At 61.6% G+C, this 21,365-nt stretch carries 19 protein-coding genes and 4 pseudogenes; 16 read left to right on the plus strand and 7 right to left on the minus strand.

The features are described from left to right. The 3 genes and pseudogenes from ASE85_RS05430 to ASE85_RS23455 all read left to right on the plus strand — a co-directional run. On the plus strand, nt 1–181 hold a 181-nt coding region (locus tag ASE85_RS05430; RefSeq protein ID WP_200928307.1), incomplete at its 5' end, for a DUF5597 domain-containing protein. Nucleotides 182–246: 65 nt separating this feature from the next. After that, on the plus strand, nt 247–1,584 hold the full coding sequence (locus ASE85_RS05435; RefSeq protein ID WP_056684849.1) for a cation:proton antiporter: 1,338 nt from the start codon (nt 247–249) through the stop codon (nt 1,582–1,584). A gap of 297 nt (nt 1,585–1,881) precedes the next feature. Continuing rightward, nucleotides 1,882–2,232: pseudogene (locus ASE85_RS23455) on the plus strand (hypothetical protein); the annotation flags it as partial. A 16-nt stretch (nt 2,233–2,248) separates the two neighbouring features. Here ASE85_RS23455 and ASE85_RS23710 read toward each other — a convergent pair. After that, a pseudogene (locus ASE85_RS23710) lies at nt 2,249–2,515 on the minus strand (IS481 family transposase); the annotation flags it as partial. Nucleotides 2,516–2,711: 196 nt separating this feature from the next. Here ASE85_RS23710 and ASE85_RS05440 point away from each other — a divergent pair. The 13 genes from ASE85_RS05440 to ASE85_RS05500 all read left to right on the plus strand — a co-directional run bounded on the left by ASE85_RS05440 (nt 2,712) and on the right by ASE85_RS05500 (nt 15,403). Further along, complete coding sequence (locus ASE85_RS05440) at nt 2,712–3,545, plus strand: sulfotransferase (RefSeq protein WP_056684851.1); 834 nt, start codon at nt 2,712–2,714, stop codon at nt 3,543–3,545. Between the two features lie 284 nt (nt 3,546–3,829). Continuing rightward, the gene (locus ASE85_RS05445) at nt 3,830–4,444 is read left to right on the plus strand and encodes a phage tail protein (protein ID WP_200928308.1); all 615 of its coding nucleotides are present in this window, start codon (nt 3,830–3,832) and stop codon (nt 4,442–4,444) included. A gap of 111 nt (nt 4,445–4,555) precedes the next feature. Further along, complete coding sequence (locus tag ASE85_RS05450; protein WP_082462682.1) at nt 4,556–5,173, plus strand: phage tail protein; 618 nt, start codon at nt 4,556–4,558, stop codon at nt 5,171–5,173. 225 nt (nt 5,174–5,398) lie between these two features. Next, nucleotides 5,399–6,583 carry a type IV secretion system protein gene (locus tag ASE85_RS05455; protein ID WP_056684853.1) on the plus strand — a complete coding sequence of 395 codons (1,185 nt, stop codon included), beginning with the start codon at nt 5,399–5,401 and terminating at the stop codon, nt 6,581–6,583. Nucleotides 6,584–6,716: 133 nt separating this feature from the next. After that, nucleotides 6,717–7,031 carry a TrbC/VirB2 family protein gene (locus tag ASE85_RS05460; RefSeq protein WP_443018478.1) on the plus strand — a complete coding sequence of 105 codons (315 nt, stop codon included), beginning with the start codon at nt 6,717–6,719 and terminating at the stop codon, nt 7,029–7,031. A gap of 12 nt (nt 7,032–7,043) precedes the next feature. Then, the gene (locus ASE85_RS05465) at nt 7,044–7,331 is read left to right on the plus strand and encodes a type IV secretion system protein VirB3 (RefSeq protein WP_056684861.1); all 288 of its coding nucleotides are present in this window, start codon (nt 7,044–7,046) and stop codon (nt 7,329–7,331) included. Next, nucleotides 7,310–9,682 (plus strand): VirB4 family type IV secretion/conjugal transfer ATPase, encoded by a 2,373-nt coding sequence (locus tag ASE85_RS05470; protein WP_056684864.1) that lies wholly within the window; start codon nt 7,310–7,312, stop codon nt 9,680–9,682. Before ASE85_RS05465 ends, ASE85_RS05470 begins: the two co-directional genes overlap by 22 nt. Beyond that, entirely contained in the window at nt 9,682–10,860 is a 1,179-nt protein-coding gene (locus tag ASE85_RS05475) for a type IV secretion system protein (RefSeq protein ID WP_056684865.1), read from the plus strand. Before ASE85_RS05470 ends, ASE85_RS05475 begins: the two co-directional genes overlap by 1 nt. Further along, entirely contained in the window at nt 10,857–11,678 is an 822-nt protein-coding gene (locus tag ASE85_RS05480) for a virB8 family protein (RefSeq protein WP_056684868.1), read from the plus strand. The genes ASE85_RS05475 and ASE85_RS05480 overlap by 4 nt, the downstream gene beginning before the upstream one ends. Beyond that, nucleotides 11,675–12,364: a TrbG/VirB9 family P-type conjugative transfer protein gene (locus tag ASE85_RS05485; RefSeq protein ID WP_082462672.1), complete on the plus strand. Its 690-nt coding sequence runs from the start codon at nt 11,675–11,677 to the stop codon at nt 12,362–12,364. The genes ASE85_RS05480 and ASE85_RS05485 overlap by 4 nt, the downstream gene beginning before the upstream one ends. Beyond that, on the plus strand, nt 12,361–13,413 hold the full coding sequence (locus ASE85_RS05490) for a TrbI/VirB10 family protein (protein ID WP_235523246.1): 1,053 nt from the start codon (nt 12,361–12,363) through the stop codon (nt 13,411–13,413). Before ASE85_RS05485 ends, ASE85_RS05490 begins: the two co-directional genes overlap by 4 nt. Beyond that, complete coding sequence (virB11, locus tag ASE85_RS05495) at nt 13,410–14,396, plus strand: P-type DNA transfer ATPase VirB11 (RefSeq protein WP_056684878.1); 987 nt, start codon at nt 13,410–13,412, stop codon at nt 14,394–14,396. Before ASE85_RS05490 ends, virB11 begins: the two co-directional genes overlap by 4 nt. A gap of 227 nt (nt 14,397–14,623) precedes the next feature. Then, entirely contained in the window at nt 14,624–15,403 is a 780-nt protein-coding gene (locus tag ASE85_RS05500; protein WP_056684881.1) for a right-handed parallel beta-helix repeat-containing protein, read from the plus strand. Between the two features lie 66 nt (nt 15,404–15,469). Here ASE85_RS05500 and ASE85_RS05505 read toward each other — a convergent pair whose 3' ends face one another. The 6 genes and pseudogenes from ASE85_RS05505 to ASE85_RS05540 form a co-directional block, all read right to left on the minus strand. Further along, nucleotides 15,470–16,234, minus strand: a complete 765-nt coding sequence (locus ASE85_RS05505) for a sulfotransferase family protein (protein ID WP_056684883.1) — start codon at nt 16,232–16,234, stop codon at nt 15,470–15,472. Between the two features lie 126 nt (nt 16,235–16,360). Continuing rightward, complete coding sequence (locus tag ASE85_RS05510; RefSeq protein WP_056684886.1) at nt 16,361–16,660, minus strand: hypothetical protein; 300 nt, start codon at nt 16,658–16,660, stop codon at nt 16,361–16,363. A 42-nt stretch (nt 16,661–16,702) separates the two neighbouring features. Further along, a pseudogene (locus tag ASE85_RS22250) lies at nt 16,703–17,432 on the minus strand (IS5 family transposase). A 629-nt stretch (nt 17,433–18,061) separates the two neighbouring features. Continuing rightward, nucleotides 18,062–19,033 carry a copper resistance protein B gene (locus tag ASE85_RS05530; RefSeq protein WP_056684900.1) on the minus strand — a complete coding sequence of 324 codons (972 nt, stop codon included), beginning with the start codon at nt 19,031–19,033 and terminating at the stop codon, nt 18,062–18,064. After that, nucleotides 19,033–20,805, minus strand: coding sequence for a copper resistance system multicopper oxidase (locus ASE85_RS05535; protein WP_082462673.1), 1,773 nt, complete (start codon nt 20,803–20,805; stop codon nt 19,033–19,035). The genes ASE85_RS05530 and ASE85_RS05535 overlap by 1 nt, the downstream gene beginning before the upstream one ends. A 225-nt stretch (nt 20,806–21,030) precedes the next feature. Next, nucleotides 21,031–21,276, minus strand: a pseudogene (locus tag ASE85_RS05540) (copper resistance system multicopper oxidase); the annotation flags it as partial. Nucleotides 21,277–21,365 lie beyond the last annotated feature (89 nt).

The following is a 21,365-nucleotide window of genomic DNA, read 5'->3' on the forward strand; positions in this document are numbered from 1 at the left end:
TTCCTTCGATGCGAAGGACGGCAGCGCGCCCGGCGGCATGATCGTCAGGGTCGAGGAAGGCCATTTCGACAAGGGCGCATGGGTCATGGACCGCATCTGCAATGGCGACCAGACCGATTATGGCCTGAACCTGATCGACCAGCCGGTCTGGATCAAGGTGACGATGGGGCGATATGAATAGAAAGTCCTTTGTTTAGGCAAAGGCACGAGAAGACGCAGGGCGTCCGGAAGGAAAAGGGGGAATAGATGGATGCTTTGATCGAAAGCCTATGGATGACCGTATCGACCATCTTGTCACCACATGGCCCCCCAACGCAGGCGGGCGCAGCAAGCTATGCCCCCAGCGATTTCAGCATCCATTTCTTCCTTCAACTCGCGGTGATCATTCTGGCATGCCGCACGGTTGGCTGGCTGGGCACCCGTTATATGGGGCAGCCGCAAGTGGTCGGAGAAATGATCGCTGGGGTCGTCCTGGGACCTTCCTTGTTCGGCTTGGTGGCTCCGGACATCCAAGCCGCCATCTTTCCGAAGGAAACGAAGAATATCCTCTATGTCGGTGCACAACTTGGCGTTGCGCTCTACATGTTCCTTGTAGGCCTCACCTTACGCCTGGATCATGTCCGATCGAAAGTCCGCAGCGCAGCCAGCGTTTCGGCGGCAGGGATATTGGTCCCGTTTCTGATAGCTACGATCATTACACCGCCGCTGACCCGCATTCCGGGACTGTTCGCAACTGACATTCCTCTGCCGAGCGCGACCCTCTTCATGGGGGCATGCATAGCCCTGACTGCCTTTCCGATGCTGGCTCGCATCATCAACGAACGCGGCTTGGCCAGCAGCCCGCTCGGAACCCTGTCGCTCACCGCAGGCGCTTTCGACGATGCGGCATCATGGTGCGTATTGGCCATTGTACTGGCGACCTGCGGCGGCGGCAGCGGCGTGGCGACGCTCGCTATCGGAGGAGGGGTGATTTATGTCTCATTCCTGCTGCTTTTTGGACGCAGACTGCTGGCTCCACTGGGTCGAGCGGTTGAAGCACGCGGCGGAATGAGCATGACCGTGCTCGCCGTGACGCTCATGCTGCTATGCCTCTCGGCATTCATCATGGACGCGATCGGCATTCACGGCATTTTCGGCGGATTCATTCTCGGCGTTTTCATGCCGCGTGGACGTTTTGCGGACGAGTTGAAGAACAAAGTCGAACCGGTCACGGTGGTATTGCTGCTACCGATGTTCTTTACCTATTCGGGCCTGAACACCCGACTGGACACGGTCAATTCCCCTTCCCTTCTGTTGATCGCCTTCGGTATTTTCATCGCCTCGGTTATCGCCAAATTTGGCGCCTGCTATCTCGCTGCACGACTATGTGGTGAGGACAACCGCACCGCACTTGGCGTTGGCATCCTCATGAACTCGCGAGGCCTCATGGAACTCATAATCATCAACATCGGTCTTCAGAAGGGCATCATTGGCGCACCGCTTTTTTCCATGCTGGTGCTCATGGCCGTTACGACCACCATGATGGCCGGCCCACTGCTGGATAAATTCTACAAGCAGGAGAATGCTAAAGACGGGATGCCATAATTCGACAAGGCACAGGAATCGCTCAAGCCATTCGACCAAGCACCCTTAGGCAAACTTCAACATCAGCTTCGACCGGCCGGTCGATCGCTTCATCACACTCGACCGCATCCACAATGGCATAGATGGCGAGGCAAGGGGCCTCCACGCCAGTATAGTATTCCAGCTTCTACGTGACGGTGGCCATCGCCGTCCAGAGCGTTTTCCAAGCAGGTGGAATCACCTGCCGACTCGGAAAACGCGGCAAACCAAAAACTTAGAGCAGCCGATCCGATGTAATCGGATCGGCTGCTCTAGGGTCATCTTCCTGGACGAGTTGGGACACCTGGTCGGATCGGCGTCGGACCACCGGCTATTTGTGGATGCGATCCTGTGGATGGCTGGCAATGCGGCGCATTGGCGTGATCTGTCGGAGGTTTGCCGATCCGCTACGCGCCTTCATTGCCCACGACCTTGGCGCAACCGCCCAGATCAAGGCCAACCCCAGCCGCGCCATAGCCCCGCCCATCGACTGGCGGCTCTACAAGCAATGCCATCAGGTCGAATGCTTCTTAAACAAACTCAAACCTTCCCGCAGAAGCGTGCTGCGAGAAAACTCTCTCGGCGTTCATCGGCGTCCTACATCTCGCATGCGCAATGATATGGCTAGGACGAATGCATACAGCACCTATCTGTCTGGTTGCGACACATCATTGGCATGATATAATATGTCGCCGACTCTAGCCATAAGGTCGTCCTGCGCCGCTGGCTTGTAAAGGGGGTTGGGGAGAGCAGGGTTGAGTTGGATCCGTTCATCTACCTTTTGGCTAGGCGAACCATCCTGGAGGACACGCTGTCGTCGTCGATTGTAGGCACGATTAAAGCCAGTCGGCAGGATTTCGAGATCTGCGTGGCCAGCAACATTGATGCCGAGCACCTCGCCGGCGATGCGGCCAACCTGACAGCTAGAAGCAATGGTCGGACTCCCGCTCCGCCATTTCTGACATTTTCGCCATGTCCTCATGTCCCTGCCTGCCATGCGGAGTGGAGGGCGGCGCATTTTTTCCTGTCAATTGACGCGCGGTTCCCGCAGAAGCCGTTGATATTGCCGGACGCGATACTTTGATGCGCGGAACGCAAGGGGGACAGAGATGAGGGACACCGCCATGCCCGTCGCCATCGGCGGCGTCGGCGGGAGCGGTACGCGCGTCGTGGCCGCCCTGCTGCAACGACTGGGCTATTATATCGGCGCAGACGTGAACAAGGCGCTCGACAATCTATGGTTCACGCTACTGTTCAAGCGACGCGCCATCCTACTGGAAACCCATAGTGAATTCTCAGAACTCTGCGCGCAATTCTGGGCCCGCATGGAAGGGCAGCCGAAACTGGACGAAGCCAGCCGCGACCTGATCGCCGGCTTCGCCCGCCGCAATCGGATGCAGCATCAGGCCGCCTGGCTGCAAAAGCGAGCCGATACGTGGTTCTCCACGCCGCCAAGATCGGCGCGGCCATGGGGATGGAAAGAACCCAATACCCACCTCCTGATCGACCGGCTGTTCGACCTACGACCCGAATTGCGCTATATCCATGTCGGGCGCAATCCGCTCGACATGGCGCTCAGTACCAACCAGAATCAGCTGGAGTATTGGGGTGCAATCCTGTTGGGAAGGGGAGTCGAGATCGGTCCACGCGACGCGCTCAGCTATTGCTGCGCCGTCATGCGCCGCATCGAGCGCTTGAGCGATGCCTATCCGGGCCGCATCTGCAAGGTGGATTTCGACCAGTTGTGCGACGATCCGGCTACAATTTGCCAGCAAGTCGCAGATTTTCTCGGCACGGGATATGAGGAGGCGGACAAGGACTGGTTTTGCGACCTCGTGCAGCAAGGCGCCCCTGTCGTCGGTCGCCACAAACGCGCCTGCTCCAGTCACTTTGCACCGACCGATCTGCATTATGCTGCCCGCTGCGGCTATGTTCTGGGATAATGCTACGCCTCCCCAATACTCCCCGCCATCTTGCTAGCGATCCGTTGTTGACAGATTAACCCATTATGAATATATTATGTTTACTTTCATGTCGTTATTTGCAAAATAAATAACATAATATTTAATTTCTTTACGATAGATGATGGCCATAAAAGGCAGTTGCAGGAATTCACGGCCGCGCCGATCCAGCGAGTCGATAAATAGATATAAGGAACCTGTCGCAAAGACATTCGCGGCGGGACTATTTTTATTTTCAAAACGTTTTTGATTTTTATGGGGGAATCATGGCCGTGGTACGATCGCTGAAAAATATATTGCTTGCGGCTGCCTTTGGACTGAGCGCGACTGTCGCGCCGCAGGCCGCCCAGGCGCAGGCGATGGAGCCTTTCATCGGCCAGATTGCGCTGCTTCCCTATAATTTCTGCCCGCGCGGCTGGTCCGACGCCAGCGGCCAACTGATGCCGATCAGTCAGAATTTCGCGCTGTTTGCGCTACTCGGTACCACTTATGGCGGTGACGGTGTCAGCACCTTTGCCCTGCCCGACCTGCGCGGCCGTGCCCCGATCGGCCAGGGCACCGGCCCTGGCCTCGCCCAGCACGACCTCGGCGAAGTGGCCGGGCAGGAAAGCACCACCATCACCATCGCCAACATGCCAGCCCATACCCACACGATCCGGGCCACCAACGAACCCGGCAACAAGGGCGGTCCCGGTGCGAAATTGCTGGCATCCGACGCGACCGTGAACAAATATTCCGACACGGCCAATGCGCCCAACGTATCCATGAACCCGCAGATGGTGACGCCCAGCGGCGGCAGTCAGCCAATCTCGATCCGCGACCCTTATCTGACGCTGCGCTGGTGCATCGCCCTCGAGGGCGTCTTCCCGTCGCGCGAATAAGGCTCAGGGCAACCTCGACGCCGCCCATGACGATATTCACGGGCCGATATGATGACAGGCATGATGCAGGCCGATTCAATCTGCATGATCAACAATAATGGAGGTACTGAAATGGACCGTTCCTTGAAGAGCAAGATCGTCGCAGCATCCATCGCCCTGGCCGGGCTCGTGTCGGCGACCGCCCCGCAGCAGGCCGCCGCCCAGGCGAGCGAGCCCTTCCTGGGCCAGCTCGCCCTGCTCCCCTATAATTTCTGCCCGCGCGGCTGGGCCGACGCCAGCGGCCAAATCCTGTCGATCGCACAGAATACGGCCTTGTTCTCGCTGCTCGGCACCACCTATGGCGGCAATGGACAGACCACGTTCGCGCTGCCCGACCTGCGCGGCCGTGCCCCGATCGGCCAGGGCTCCGGCCCTGGTCTCGCCCAGCACGACCTCGGCGAAGTGGCCGGGGAGGAAAGCACCACCATAACCATCCTTAACATGCCGGCCCATACCCACACGATCCGGGCCACCAACGAACCCGGCAACAAGGGCGGTCCCGGTGCGAAACTGCTGGCATCCGACGCGACCGTGAACAAATATTCCGACACGGCCAATGCGCCCAACGTATCCATGAACCCACAGATGGTGACGCCCAGCGGCGGCAGTCAGCCAATCTCGATCCGCGACCCCTATCTGGCGCTGCGCTGGTGCATCGCCCTCCAGGGCATCTTCCCGTCGCGCGACTGAACCCGCACGCCGCCTTCCCCATGCGACCGTCACGCCGCGCATGGGGAAGGCGATCATCCCGCCATGAAAGCAAACAGCCGTAACGGTCGTTGTGGCATGACGGGCAGGAATGTGACAGGTTGCGACGCATGACCTATCCACAGGCGCAGCCTAGGCCTTGCGTGATCCTTTCCCGTTCGGCGATCCGTCCATCCGACCGCATGACCGCTTCGGAACGCGATTGACATGGCCTGCCCCGCAATCCTGACCGGCGATCGCTTTCTGGCGACGGCCCTGCGCAGCGTCGATTGCCAGGCGCAGACGATCGGCGCCTATGGCTATGGGGCGCTGGCTAACCCTACCTCCATCACCTCCCTCGCGCTGACCGGCATGCTGACCATTTTTGTCGCGCTGTTCGGCCTCCGCCTGATGCTGGGCGCGCCGGTGACGAGGCGCGACCTGTTCAATGACATGCTGAAGATCGGTATCGTCCTTACGCTGGCGACAAGCTGGCCAGCATGGCGCACGATCGGCTATGATCTCGTCATCCATGGCCCCGGCGAAATCGCACGCGCCATCGGCCTTTCTGCGCAATTGCCGGGATCAGGAGGCGACCTGGCCAACCGGCTGCAACGGATAGACCAGGGCCTTTCGGCGCTGATCGCCTCTGGCACGGGACGGCCGCTGGTGGTGCAGGGGGACTGGTTCCATACGCAAAATGACTGGTTCCAGTTTGGCCTCGCCCGGATCGCCTTTCTGAGTGGAACGTTGGGCGTTACCGCGTTGGTCCGGCTGACAGCGGGGATATTGCTCGCGATCGCGCCACTGATGGCCGGCCTGCTGCTGTTCGGTGTGACCCGATCCCTTTTTGCCGGCTGGGCCAAGGGCCTGGCAATGACCTTCATAGCGTCGATCGCCATCACCCTGATCATCGAAGTCGAAGTCGCCTTGCTGGAACCATGGCTTCAGGATGCGCTCCAGAAACGGGCCGGACAGCAGTTGATCCTCGACGCCCCGATAGAGGGCCTGGTGATCACCCTGTCCTTCGCGCTGGTGGCCTTGGCGGTCATCGGCGTTGCCGCATGGATCGCCTTTCATGCGTCGAACTGGATCAGCATCCCGGCCTGGACCGCGGATCGGCGCGCATCCCAGATGGATGTCGCCAGCCCTGCCGTGGCCCGCAGCATTCGGGGCAGCGCGCCCGTGCTGTCCGCAGATCGCCCTGCGGCACAGGCGATCGCCGAAAGCCTTCGCCGCGAGGCGCGGCATGTCGAAATGCGCAGCGGCTCCGGCTACGGCGCTCCATCGCCCCCCTCACCCGCCGGAGGAGCGGTTCCGCCGCCATCATCTCCAGGCGACACGCTTGGCACCAGTTATCGGCGCAGCAGCTTGCGGGTTTCCACCGCCGGAGGGCGACGGGATGCAAGTTGAACGGCGCGTGGCTGGTGGAAGAACGGTGGACTTTTACACGGCAGAGGGATTATCCACGCATAGCAAGCCTATGGCACATGCTTGCGTCCTGTGCCAATTTTGCCAAATGCCGACAGAGACCGGGGGAATTTAGTTGATTCGTCGTAAATCCATCTTTGCCGGCCTGGCAGGCATGGCTTTGTCGCTGGCGTCTCCGGCGCTGGCGGCCTTCGCGCCGGACCCGGAAGGGTCGGGTGCCATCATCGGCGCCGTCAACTGGCTCCAGGGCACCTTGTTGGGGACCGTGGCCACTGTCGCGGCAGTCATCGCCGTTGCTTCGGTCGGTTTCATGATGCTGACGGGGCGCATCAACTGGCGGCATGGTGCCGTCGTTATCCTGGGCTGTTTCATCCTGTTCGGCGCCGCCAGCATCGTGGCTGGCATCCGTTCCAGCGTGTCGGGCGGCTGACGGGCGCACGGCATGGCAACGGCGCTCAAGCGAGACACGGTCTTCGTGGCCCTGACCCGGCCGCAGATGTTCGCCGGCGTCAGCTATAATTATTTCATCGCCAACGCCATCCTGGCGACGGAGCTGTTCCTGATCTTCAAGTCAGTGTGGGTTCTTGGCATCGCGCTAGCCGTTCATGTCGCAGGCATGGTCATGTGCCTGCGCGAGCCGCGCTTCCTCGATTTGTGGATCACGCGCATCAGCAGTTGCCCACGGATCAAGAATCATCGGCTGTGGCTATGCAACTCATACCGCCCCTGACGCGCGATCCGCGCGTGATGGCGCGGGAAAAGGCGGCCGGAGCACATCTCCCCTATGCGCGTCACGTCGACAATGTGACGATCGAAACCCGTGATGGTTTGTTGATGCAGACCATCAGGATCGACGGGCTGATGTTCGAGACCGCCGATACCGACGAACTCAATTATCGCGCCGTGCTGCGCGATGCCATGTTGCAGGCGATCGGCAGTTCCCGCTTCGCCATCTATCATCATGTGGTTCGTCGACGGGCCGAAGCGACGCTGGATTCGCCGTTTCCCGACGCTTTTTCCGCCCGGCTGGACCGGCGCTGGCACGATCGGCTGGCGGCCAAGCGCATGTATGTGAACGATCTGTTCCTGACGCTGGTACGCCGCCCGCTGAAAGGGCGACTGGGGATCGTGGACCGGCTTCAGGGATGGGTGTCGCGCACCATGGCCGACCGGGACGCTGCGCTGGCCAGCGAGAAGCGCGCGCTCGACGCCGCGTGCGAAGCGCTGATCGCATCGCTCGGCAGCTATCGGCCGCGCCTGCTGACCGTCTATGAAACGCCGCGCGGCATCGGGTCGGAACCTCTGGAATTCCTGTCCTGCCTCTATAATGCGGAAATGCAGCCGGTGATGCTGCCCCATGGCGATCTGGGCGATCACCTGCCTTTCCGTCGCGTGAGTTTCGGCCAGGATGCGCTGGAACTGGGGCCTGCGGGCGGATTGGGCCGCCGCTTCGGCGCGATCGTGTCCATCAAGGACTATCCAGCCCAGACCATGCCCGGCATGTTCGACGAACTGCATCGTATGCCGTTCGAAATGACCGTGACCCAATCCTTCGCCTTCGTCGAGCGCGGTGCGGCGCTGGGACGCATGAACCTGGCGTTGCGGCGGATGCGGTCGACCGAGGATGAGGCCGTGTCGCTGCGTGACGAACTGTCCCGCGCCAAGGATGATGTTGCTGCCGGCCGCGCCGGCTTTGGCGAGCATCATACGACAATCATGATCCATGCACACACACTGGCGGCACTCGATACCCAGGTGGCGGAAGTAAGTGCCGTCATGGCGGACCTGGGCATCGTCGCGGTGCGCGAGGACATGGCCCTGGAGCCGGCTTTCTGGGCCCAGTTTCCGGGTAATTTCCGGTATATCGCACGCAAGGGACTGGTATCCAGCAGCAATTTTGCAGGACTGGCCAGCCTGCACAATTTCCCCGTCGGGCGGCCACGGGGCAATCATTGGGGCGATGCTGTCACCCTGTTCGAAACCACCGCCGCCGGCCCCTATTTTTTCAGTTTCCACCAGAATGATCTGGGTAATTTCACCATCATCGGGCCATCCGGCTCGGGGAAGACGGTGGTGCTCAACTTCCTGCTGGCTCAGGCGCGCAAGTTCAATCCGCGTATCGTCTTCTTCGACAAGGACAGGGGCGCGGAACTGTTCATCCGGGCCATTGGCGGGCGCTATGATCGACTGCACCCCGGCACGCCATCCGGCCTCAATCCGCTCCAGATCGCGGACACGCCCGCCAATCGCCAATTCCTGATCGACTGGCTAGTGCTGCTGGCGGGCGGCGCCGACATCGCCGAGATGGAAATGATGAAACTGGCGATCGACGCCAATTTCGCGCAGGCCATGCCCCATCGGCGCCTGCGTCATCTGGTCGAACTGTTCCGGGGGCAGGCGCGCCCACGGGCAGGCGACCTCTATTCGCGTATGCGCGCCTGGTGGGGCGATGGCGAACGCGCCTGGCTGTTCGACAATGAAAGCGACCAGACGGACATCAGTGCGGCCACCGTCGGTTTCGACATGACCGCGCTGCTCGACGATCCGATGGTCCGCACCCCGGCCCTGCTCTATTTCTTCCATCGAGTGGAGGAGCGGCTGGACGGCACGCCATCGATCATCGTCGTCGATGAAGGATGGAAGGCGCTGGACGATCCCATCTTCGTGCGCCGCATCAAGGATTGGGAAAAGACGATCCGCAAACGCAACGGCATTGTCGGCTTCGCGACCCAGAGCGCGCAGGATGCGCTGGAAAGCAGCATCGCCAGCGCCATTGTCGAACAGGCCGCCACGCAGATCTTCATGATCAACCCCAAGGCGCGCGCCCAGGATTATATCGACGGGTTCGGCCTGACCCCGCATGAGTTCGAACTGGTGCGCACTCTGCCCGACAACTCGCATTGTTTCCTGATCAAACATGGCAATGACAGCGTCGTCGCCAGGCTCAACCTGTCGGGCGAAAAGGATCTTTTGACCATTCTGTCCGGGCGCGAATCGACCGTGCGCATCTTCGATGAACTGATGGACAGCATCGGCCCCGACCCCGACGCCTGGATGGCGCCCCTGCTGGAGCGGACCTGATGCCCTGTCCAGCGTCGCTGCCTGGCACCCCCTATCTGTCCGCCACGCTGACCAAGATCGATTGCGCGGCGCAGGCCATCGGCGCCTATGGCTACGGCGCACTGGCCGATCCGACCTCCCAGGTCATGATGGCGACAAGCGGGCTGCTGACGATCTGCGTCACATTGTTCGCCCTGCGGCTGTTGTCCGGGACGCAGGGCACTGGCCGGGATGCCGTGGACACCGTCATCAAGATCGGCATCGTGCTGACCCTGTCTGCAAGCTGGCCGGCCTGGCGCACGGTCGGGCATGAGCTGATCTTGCAGGGGCCGATCGAGACCGGTCGCGCCATGGGCCTCGCCGCCGGCCTGCCTGACGCCGATGCGCTGCGCGCCCGGCTGCAAGACGCTGATGGCGCGATGATCGCTTTTACGCTGTTGGGGTCCGGCCGATCGGCGGATATCGAAAACTCCGATGGCGATCTGGGTGATCTGTCGCAAGGGGTCACCATGACCGACCGTTTCGCGCTGAACGCGGGACGTACCAGTTTCCTGGCATCCACGGTTGGCGGCTTCGCGCTGGTGCATATGGCGGCCGGCATCCTGCTGGCACTGGCGCCGCTGATGGCGGGACTGCTGCTGTTTCGCGGCACGGTGGCACTTTTTGCAGGCTGGGTCCGGGGATTGGCCTTCTGCGCGCTGAGCACATTGGCGCTGACATTGATCCAGAGCGTGCAGTTGGCGGTCATCGAACCGTGGATTGCGCAGGTTCTGGCGCTGCGCCAGGCCAATCGCTACACGCCGTCCGCGCCTACGGAACTGCTGGTGCTCAACCTGGCCTTCGCGCTGCTGACGGTCGGTCTGCTGCTGGCGATCGCCTGTCTTGCCTTTCATCCGGGCCTGTCTCTCAGGCGACAGACCCGATCAGCGCGTGGCCAGGCGCATCCGCGCGACAGCGTGTCATCGACAAAGACATCGGCTATTATGGCGTCCGGCAATGATGGAGCATCGCGGGCTTCCGGCATCGCACAGGCCGTCGCCCGGACCATGGGGCGCGAAGACCGCATAGCCAGCGTCGCCCTCGCCATGGGAACCGGACAGAGCACGCCGCCGGGCGGCCATCCGGGGCACCCGGGTGAAGAGTATCGGCGTCAGGCGATACGCCCTTCGACCGTGCACCAACGCAGGGACCTGGCATGAAGAAAGAGGAAGGAGAAGATCGGCTGACCGACTATTATCGCGAGGCGGAAAGCTGGTCGTCGGACCGCGAGCGTGCCCGCGCCTCGTCGTTGCGGACCGCCTGGATCGTGGCGGCCTGTGCCGGCGCGATCGCTTTAGCCGAAGCCATCGCCCTTATCTGCCTGACCCCGCTCAAGACGGTCGAACCCTACACGCTGCTGGTCGATCGTCAGACCGGCTATGTCCAGGCGCTCAAGCCGCTGGAACGCGAGACAATCGCGCCCGACACGGCGCTGACTCGTTCCTTCCTGGCACAATATGTCATCGCGCGCGAAAGCTTCGACATCGACAGCCTGCGCAATGACTATCGCAAGGTCGCCCTGTGGTCGGCCGGGGAAGCGCGCAGCCGGTATATCGCCGCCATGCAGTCCACCAATCCGTTAAGTCCGCTGGCCAGCCTGCCCCGGCGCGCGCTGGTCCAGACCGAAATCCGTAGCCTGTCTTCGCTGGACGGGGATAGCGCACTGGTCCGTTTCGTCACCACCCGCGCGGACCCCGGCGGACAGCCCCATGCCCCGCAGGCGTGGACGGCGGTGATCAAATATCGCTTTTCCGGCGCTGCGATGAGCGCGAGCGACCGCATGGTCAATCCGCTCGGCTTTCAGGTCATGCGCTATCGCCGCGATGCCGAACTGCCGCCTGCGCCCCCGGTCGTGGCGCCGTCGCGTATCCAGCAGCCCGCCGGCTGGCCGGCCGCTCTGGGTCGCGCGCCCGCGTCCCTGCCGCCGGCAGGTCCGGCGCGCACGGCACCGGCCAACGCGCCGCGCGAACCGGAATGATCAGACTGGCGATCCTCCTGTTGGGCCTCGGCCTCGCCGCGCCGGTGGCCGCGCAATCGGTGCCAGATTCGCGCCTGCGTACGGTGCCCTATACGGCGGACCAGCCGATCGCGCTCAACATCCCGCCATCCAGTCCGCTGACGGTGATGCTGGAACCGGGCGAACGCATCCTGTCGGCGATGGTCAGCGATCCGGCGGCCTTCGCTGTCACCCTGTCGGCAGCGGCCGATTGTCTGTTCATCCATACGAATCAGCCGGATAGCCGCGCCATGGTGACGGTGCGCACCGACCGCCGCGATTATCTCCTCGCCATCGCCTCGGCCGCCGACCAGGCACCCTATTATCTGGCGCAAATTGTACCGGGAATCCCGGCTGTAACGGATGCGCAGGCATCATCGCCAATCGATCAGCCGCCCGTCGTGCCGGGCCGATACCGCCTGTTCGGCAATCGCGAACTGCGGCCATCGGATATTCGCGACGACGGCCAGCGAGCCTATCTTCAATGGTCGCCGGATCAGGCGCTGCCCGCGATCTTCGCCGTCGATCGGCTGGGCCGCGAGGAGATGGTGGACAGCTATATGCGCAATGGATGGCTGACCATCGATCGCATATATGAACGGCTCATCTTTCGCATCGATAAGGTCAAGGCAGAAGCGCGGCGCGTGACGGAAAAGGCTGGAAAATGACCGACATGCGCCGCGAACAGGCCGATGATCCGCATGATATCCGCCCACTGGTCGGAACGGCCCCGCGCAAGGGCGGCATATGGATTTTCGTCGTCGCCATGGCAGTTGCGGCGGGCACGCTTTTCTACGCGCTGGAAATGCGGCGGGAGCGGATAGTCGAACCAGCCCTGGGTCCAAGAGGTTCGGAAGCCGGCATGATCAGCGCACCGCCCGACCTGGCGATGCCCCTGGCAGACATGAACGCCTATCCCGATCCCTACCCCCTGCCCGCCCTGGCGCCGCAGGCCCCTGCGGCGCCAGGGCCCCTGCCGGCCATGCAGCCAAGTCGCCCGCGCGTTATTTCGGGCAGCCAGCCCTGGGGCGAGACGTCGCCCAACTACGCGCCGCGCAACCCGGCGCCGCCCATCGCCATCCCCAATGAGGACGAGGCCGGCGTGCCCGCGTCCGCGCCCTTTGGCCCGGACGCGGAGCGCGTGAAGGCGACCCGCTTCGCCAATCCGGCCACCACCGTACCCAAGGGCACGGTCATTCAGGCCGTGCTGGAAACGGCGCTGGATTCTACGCGGCCCGGCTTTGCCCGTGGAATCGTGTCACGCGATGTGCGCAGCTTCGACGGGGATCGCATCCTCGTCCCCCGTGGCAGCCGCCTGATCGGGGAATATAAGGCCGATCTGACGGCTGGCCAGAACCGCGCCCTGATCCTGTGGCAAAGATTGATGCGCCCCGACGGCGTCATCATCAGCCTGGATTCCCCCGCCGCCGACCCGCTGGGTCGCGCCGGAGTGAAGGGCAAGGTCAACTCCCACTTTTTCGAACGGTTCGGCGGCGCGATCCTGCAATCCACCCTGGACATCGGGGTCCAGGCGGCCACCCGCCGCGTCGCGGGCAACACGGTGATCCTCGCTCTGCCGGGGGCAAGCGGCCAGAGCGTTGCCGGCCAGGCCATGCAGAACAACCAGCAGGTCCAACCCACGCTGAAGGTCCGACAGGGGGCCAGCGTGTCCGTGTTCGTGGCACGCGATCTCGACTTCACATCCGTGGAACAATGAGCGCGATCCCCCGCAACATCTATCTCGACAGTTGCCTGCAACCGCTGGCCCCCTATCTGGCGGCCGGGGATGTCACCGACATCTATGTCAATCGCCCGGAGGAAATCTGGCAGGAAAGGCTGGGCGGGGTCGTGGAGCGTCACGCGGCGCCGGGCCTGACGCGGGAGGTGCTGATGCGCCTTGCCCAGCAGATCGCAGCAATCAGCGCGCAGGGAATCAATCGGGAACATCCACTGTTGGCCGCCAGCCTGCCCACCGGCGAGCGCGTGCAGATCGTGATCCCGCCCGCGACGAGAGGCGAGATAGCGATCGCCATCCGCAAGCATGTCGTGCAAGGCATGGCGCTGGACGATTATCGTAGCAATGGCGCTCTGGACGCCACGATCGTCAAGGTCAGCAACGACAGCGTGGCCTCGTCAATTGCCAGCGTTGCGACCGACGACCCGATCATGCTGCTACGCGATGCAGTACAGGGCCGTCGCAACATCCTGATTTCAGGTGGCACATCGTCGGGTAAAACGACCTTTCTCAATGCACTGCTGCGTGAAATCCCCACACAGGAAAGGCTGATCCTGATCGAGGATACGCCCGAATTGCAATTGGCCCATGACAATGCCGTTGGCCTGATCGCGGTGCGCGGCGCACTGGGCGAGGCCGACGTCACGACCGACGATCTGCTGGGCGCGGCGTTGCGGATGCGACCCGACCGCATCATTCTGGGCGAAGTGCGCGGACCCGAAGCCGTCACCTTCCTGCGCGCGGTCAACACCGGCCATCCCGGATCGCTTAGCACGATCCATGCCGATTCCCCGGCGCGGGCGATCGATCAACTGGCTCTGCTCGTACTACAAACCGGCACGCGAATGCACTGGGACGATGTGGTCAAATATATCACCCGATCCCTGGGGGTCATCGTCCAGTTGGGGCGCAGTGGCGGGCGGCGCGGCATTGAGCAGATACAACTGATCGATCACGTCAGCTAAATAGCGGAAACGACAAAACTTCGCTTTGTCGGCAACCTCAAGCCTGATATCCAGCATCCGGGTCCGCCATCTTGGAGAGAGATGCGCCGGGCATGGTCCGGGGGCATATCGGGCCGGCCCTGCGACATTCCCGATCTACCGGTTTCTTTAGGTTCCACAGTGTCAGCCGCAATGCCTCCCCGCATTTCGCGGGAGCAATTTTACGCGGACGAACAACGGAGGGTGATATGTTGAAAATTCTGGTGAAATTCTGCCTTGGGCTGGGCGTGGTCCTGGCGATGCCGATGACGGCTGCACAGGCACAGGCCACCCGTACATGGATTTCGGGCGTCGGCGACGACGTCAATCCATGCAGCCGGACCGCCCCGTGCAAGACCTTTGCCGGTGCGATTTCCAAGACGGCGGCAGGCGGTGGCATCAACGTGCTGGACCCCGGCGGCTTCGGCACGGTGACCATCACCAAGTCCATCACCCTGCGCGCCGATGGCGCCGAGGCTGGAGTTCTGGCCAGCGGCACCAACGGCATCATCATCAATGCCGCAGCAGGCGACCGGGTCGTGCTGGAAGGCCTGGACATCGACGGTGGCACGGCCACGAGTCCCGGCCTCCATGGCGTCCGCGTCCTCAACGGCGGCGAAGTGGTGATCAATGACTGCGTGATCCGCAACTTCACCAGCCCCGGTTCGGGTGTCGGCGTATCGATCGATTCGTCGACCAAGACCCGTGTCACGATCCGCAATACGACCATCAACAACAATCTTTACGGCGTGCGGATCGCGTCGAACGGCACCAATGACAGCCATCTGAAGATGTTCGACACGCTGCTGACCGCCAACAGTACCGCCGGCATCAGCATCGATGGCACGGGCAACGATGCAGTGATCGCCAGCAGCGAATTCATCGGCCCCAAGTCGCTGGAAATCCTGAACGGCGCCAAGGTCACATCCTATGGCAATAACGTGCTGACCAGCGGGGATGCGCCGACCAGCACCCTGCCGTTGCGCTGATCCATCACCATCGGAACAGCAGGAAGGGGGGAAGGGACCGGTGCCCTTCCCCCCGCCTTCTTCGTTTTACGAACGATCGCGGTCCAGGTCGTAGATGATCTGCGACCGGGTCAGATCACGCAGCCCCTGCATCTCGGCACGCAGCAATCCGGCAACGAAAGCGCGATCATCTTCGTCAGGCAGGGCCGGATAGCGGAAAGGCACGCGGGCATTTTCGCGCGCAGGCGCTAGTGGCGGGAAGGGATGGATGTCCAGAAACCGGGCGATCGTCGCCAGCACGGCCGACTGATCCTCCCCCAGTGCCTCCGCCGTCAGCAACAGGATCTGCTCGTGCGGAAACAGGGTCAGCAATCGCTCCAACTGGGTCGCGTAACGGCCACGATCGACATAGCTGAAATACCGACGCTGGGCGGAATCGGCGGATAGTCCGTCGAGCCGCGCAGCCTCTTCGCGAATGGCTCGCGCAAAGGGCAAGTCTTCGCGTCCACGGGCATATTGCATACACCAATGCGACCACGCCCGTTCGAACGGATTTCGAAACAACAGGATGATGCGGGCGCCGGGATTATAGCGGTGAATCCGCTCCATTGCGCGCGGCCAATAGCTGTAGGACGGCGTGATCTCGAACCGCATCCGATCGCCATCATCGCCAAAGCTGCTGGCCAGATCGGCATAGTCCGGTACCATCCAGTTGCGCCGTTCATCATCGAAGAAATGCAATTCCTTCCGACCCGGAGCAGCAAGCTGGGGATGTTCGCGCATCAGGGCGAACAGGCTGGTCGTCCCTGCCTTCTGCACCCCCACGACGAAGGTTTCGATCCGCTTGCCCAATCCCCACGCTCCCTCTTTACCCGGACGGCATCACCCGTCACGCCCGCATATCGGGCGGGCAAGACGGGGTATAGGGGCATTGTCGGACCATTCACCACGCGCTTGTCGTCCGGAACGGCATCCGCCTCAACATTGCGGCAGGGCGCTCGTCGGATTGTCGCCGCCAGTCAATATATTGTCGCAATAGGAAGCGACCTTCGCACCGCTCAGGATTTCCAGTGATTTGGGACCGATGAAGCGATTGCCGGCGATCACGGCATCGTTGGCGGCCCCTGCGATGCTCAGTCCCGCCGTGCTGTTCGCAATGAAGCGAGTATCAAAGATTCTAACATGCCCGTCACCGATTCCCGAAGGGTTGATCGATCCGGCCAGCGGCACACGGACGTCGTAGAGATTATTGTTGATGACGGAATTCAGTATCGTCACCCGCACAGTTCGAACAACAGAAAATTTTAAAGCAGAAGGCGTCTAGGCCGTAGACTCATAAACCCGCAGCCACAGTCGCATTGAGGCGAGTTGGACCATTGCGAGGAAGTTCTCGACCAGCTTGTCGTAGCGGGTGGCAACCCAACGGAAGTGCTTCAGCTTGGAGAAGAAGCTCTCGATCAGGTTCGTCTCGCGGTAGAGCCAAGTACTGAAGTACGGTTCCGACCGCCGGTTGGACTTGGGTGGGATATTGGCGAACGCGCCCCTCTCTCGGAGAGACGCCCGGATGCGGTCGGCATCGTATGCCTTGTCGGCCAGCACGATTGTTCCGGCACCGATATGGTCGAGCAGATTGTCGGCAGTTTGTCCGTCATGGGTTTGCCCAACGGTCAGGCTCAGCCGGATCGGGAGGCCTTGCCCATCGACGACCGCATGGATTTTGGTCGTGAGCCCGCCTCGGGAACGACCGAGACAATGATCTCGATCCCCCTTTTTGCCGTCGCAGCCTGCTGGTGCGCCCGGATGAAGTGCTGTCGATCATCTGGATGCCGCCATCATGTGCTGCGGTGATTGCGTACATCATCCGGTCCCAAACGCCGGCTTTTCGCCATCGCACGAAGCGGTTGTAACAAGTGGTGCGCGGCCCATAGCGTTCGGGCAGGTCGCGCCACGGTGCGCCAGATCGCAGCACCCAGAATATCCCGTTTAGCAGACGTCGATCATCGACGCGCGGGACACTTCGTGGCTTGTTGGGCAGAAGCGGTTCGATCAAACGTCATTCGAAGTCAGTCAGGTCGTATCGGCTCATCCCGACGCTGAATCACGTTCTCGTGCAATTTGGAAGCTTTTGATCGACAAGCAACTACTTGCCAACTTTGATGGACCATGGGAAATCAGAGTATGACCAAGTTCGCGCCAATATCCATAATGAGAGCGCGAGTTCCGCTTATCGGATTGCTCATCTTTCTATCATCACCAGCGTTCGCAGAGGTGGCAGACAAGGAGCCCACCATCCCTCAGTTATGGATGGTTCCGGGGATTATCACGGCCATTGCCTTCATCGCCGGAGTGAAGCGCCCATCTTTCGCGCTTTTCCTTCTCCCCATCGCATTATTTTGCGCTTGGGGCCAAGTCGATGAACTCCATGATCCCTTTGTTGGCCCCGCGATCCGTGCTGAATTGGGCGATGCGTACTTCACTCACGGATACCTGTCAGCGGCGGCAGGTATAGTTGGTCCTTTAGTCGCTTGGGCCGTGCTCCAGTTGTATCGAGTGAGAGCCAAACGCTGACTGCCGCGCCATCCCATTTATGGGTTCACGGCCGAGAAAACTAAGGGCTACTCAATATTCGTCCGACGAGGGACATGCTGGCCCCATCTCCGATCGCGCAATTGGTGTAAATCAGAACATTGCGCGCACACCAAAGACAGCCGATACGCCGGACACACCCTCACCCGTTGCTCGTGCTAGAGCTGCCGTGCCACCGAGCTTGCGCTCCCAATTGATGCCCACATAGGGCGCCAGCGATCTGTTACGCTCGTAGCGAAGTCTGGCACCCATTTCGAGACGCTCGAAGCCCGCGCTAACGTTCAATGCGGGTACGTCCTGAAAGGCAAAGTCCACTTCAATCTCGGGTTCAACCACCAGCGACTGGGTAATGCGCTGTGTATATCCCGCCTTGCCGCGCGCATGGACGTCGCCCTTGTTGGAGACGAGCAACTGGCCTTGCAGCTCGAACCAGTAGGGCGCCAGCCCCTCGACACCGACCAGCGCATAAGTGCGCTGCGGATCGGGCCGGAAATCCTGCCGCATGCCCAGCTGGAGATTGAACCACGGGTCCAGCGCGTGGCGCCAGTAAGCATTAACTTCAATACGTTCGGCCCGCTCGCCAAGAATGCCCTCACCCTCGCTCGCCAGCACGATCCGGTCGATATCGCCACCGTACCATGCCTGCCCTTCCCAGCCGAAGCCATCGCCGTTCTTGCCTGTACGAAATTCCGATTGATCGACCTGCAGCGCAAACGTGTTGAATCTCATTTCCTTCAACATCGCCGCACGCGAAGCTGCCATGCGATCAGGCGCGAAAAAGCGTTCAGCAGGAAAGTCTGCCGGCACCGGCGGCGGCGGGGCTTCGCCAGGCGCATCGCTGACGGCGCTTGTGGGCATGGCGTGGGCGGAGTGATCCATGCCCTTCATGTCCTGCCCACTCATATCCGTGCCGGACATGTTCATCTGTGAATGGTCCATGGCGCCGTGATCCATATCTGCATGGCCGTCAGCCTGCGGTGGCGGGATACCAGCCTCCTGTGCCTGCGCGGCCAGCGAAGAACCGGCCAGCAAAAGCGAGGTGAGGATCGGGAATAGCCGAACCATCAAGCAGCCCCGTCCCGGCGCACCGTAACGACGCGCATCATCCCAGCGTGCATGTGAAGAAGCATATGGCAGTGGAACGCCCAGTCACCCTCAGCATCGGCGGTAAGATCAAACGACGCCTTGCCGCCCGGCAACACGTTGACAGTATGCTTGCGTGCCCGGTTCCCCGGCTCGCCGCTGACCAGTTCGAAGAAATGGCCGTGGATGTGGACCGGGTGCGGCATCATCGTGTCGTTGATGAGGTTCACACGGACACGCTCGCCCAGACGGAATGGGATCGGCGCCGGGTTCTCCGACATTGCCTCCCCGTCCATGGACCACATATACCGCTCCATCGCCGCGGTCAGGTGCACATCTATCTGTCGGCTGGGCACGCGAATATCCGGATTGGGATCGCTCGAACGCAAATCGGCATAAGTCAGGACGCGGTGGTCGACGCTTTCCAGCCCGGTCGGACGGTCGGCAAGACGGTCCACCGGCATGGGCGACAAGGTAGCAACGCCCGGCCCCATCTTCACTCCCGGTGCAACCGAGGGATCTCGCATCGACATCGAGTGGCCGCTCATCGAGCTGTTGGCGGGCTTGCTAAGGTCGATCACCCCGCCTTCGCCCATGTCCATACCGTCCATGTCCATTCCCATGTCGCGCATGGTGAGCACAGGTCGCTCACGCAGCTTCGGCGTTTCGCCGACAAGGCCATGCCGCTGTGCTAAAGTCGCGCGGACCAGGCCGGAGCGGTCGATGGCCTCGGCGATCACGCCGTAGCTCTCAGCCGTGCCTGGCTGGACGATGAAGTCGTAGGTCTCGGCAATTGCTATCTGCACTTCATCGGTCTCGACCGGCTGTACGGGGTTGCCGTCTGCCGCCACAACAGTCAGCGGCAAGCCGGGGATGCGGAAGTTGAAGTTGGTCATAGAAGAGGCGTTGATAACCCGGAGACGCACCCTTTCGCCCGCGCCAAAAAGCCCAGTCCAATTCTCGGAATTGCCGTGCCCGTTGATAAGGAAGCTGTATGTCGATCCGGTCACGTCCGAGATATCGGTCGCGTCCATGCGCATCTTCCCCCAGGCAAGGCGGTCGGATAGCGACTGGTCCTTCCCCTCCAGCAGCCCCGCAAGTGTCTGGCGCTGACGGTTGAAGTAGCCACCCATCATCTTCAAACGACGCATCTGCTCATGCGGATGGATCGGGCTCCAGTCCGAAAGGACCAGCACATGCTCACGGTCGCAAGCGATCGGATCGAGGCCGGCAGGATCGATTACAATCGGTCCGAACAGCCCTTCCGCCTCCTGCATGCCGGAGTGCGAATGGTACCAAAATGTCCCCGAATGGATGAGCGGGAATTCATAGACGAACGTCTCGCCCGGATCGATACCGGGGAAGCTGACGCCGGGCACGCCATCCATCTGGAACGGCACAAGCAGTCCGTGCCAATGAATCGAGGTTTGCTCCTTAAGCCGATTGGTTACGGCGATGCGCACCGTTTCGCCTTCCCGCAGGCGCAACAGTGGCGCTGGCAGAGTGCCATTTACGGTCACCGCGTGCCCCGATCGACCACCCGTCGAAAAGTGGCTCTCACCGATATGAAGCGCAATGGAATTGCCCGTCAGAACGCCGGAAGCGGGGCTGGCATGCACAATTCCCGACGTACCGCTTCGCGCCCAAACCGGAAAGAGGCCACCGACGCCAAGGCTCCCGGCAAAGGCACCGCCTAGTTTCAGGAAGCGCCTGCGTTGAAGCAAGGAACGACGAGAGCTGCTATTTGACATCATGGTTGGGATACGCGGCCGACGCAGCTACCCCTCACCGCAATGTGACAATTTTTACTGCCTATCGTATCGGCGATGTCGTCTGCCTCAACTGGCCTGTCATACACCCGAATTCCCAGTCGACCTGAGGCCAGAATATTATAGGCTTTTTCAAACACCTGGAAAATAGCCATTTATGTTGGTTCATCATACTCTATCCGAACCGGTGGTACATCGAAATTACATCTAGCGTTCCATGTTCGCGGTCAGGTAGATGTCGAGCGAACGGGTCGGTGTGCGAATATCCTCGTTGGGTTCGAGCGCACGCAGGTCGGCATGGGTGAGGACGCGATGGTCGACCTCTTCCAGCCCCATCGACCGGTCAGCGGTACGATCGACCGGCATGGAGGAGAGGGTCGCGACCCCCGGTCCCATCGGCACGTCGGACGCGACCGAGGGGTCGAACATCTTCATGCTATGGCCCGACAGGACACCCGGTGCGGGATGGAGGCCGGCGGTGCCGCTGCGCGCCCAGGCGGGGAAGGCTCCGGGCAGTGTCAGCACTGCGGCGCCTTTGAACATAG

It is taken from the genome of Sphingobium sp. Leaf26 (assembly GCF_001421665.1).
Taxonomy (GTDB): domain Bacteria; phylum Pseudomonadota; class Alphaproteobacteria; order Sphingomonadales; family Sphingomonadaceae; genus Sphingobium.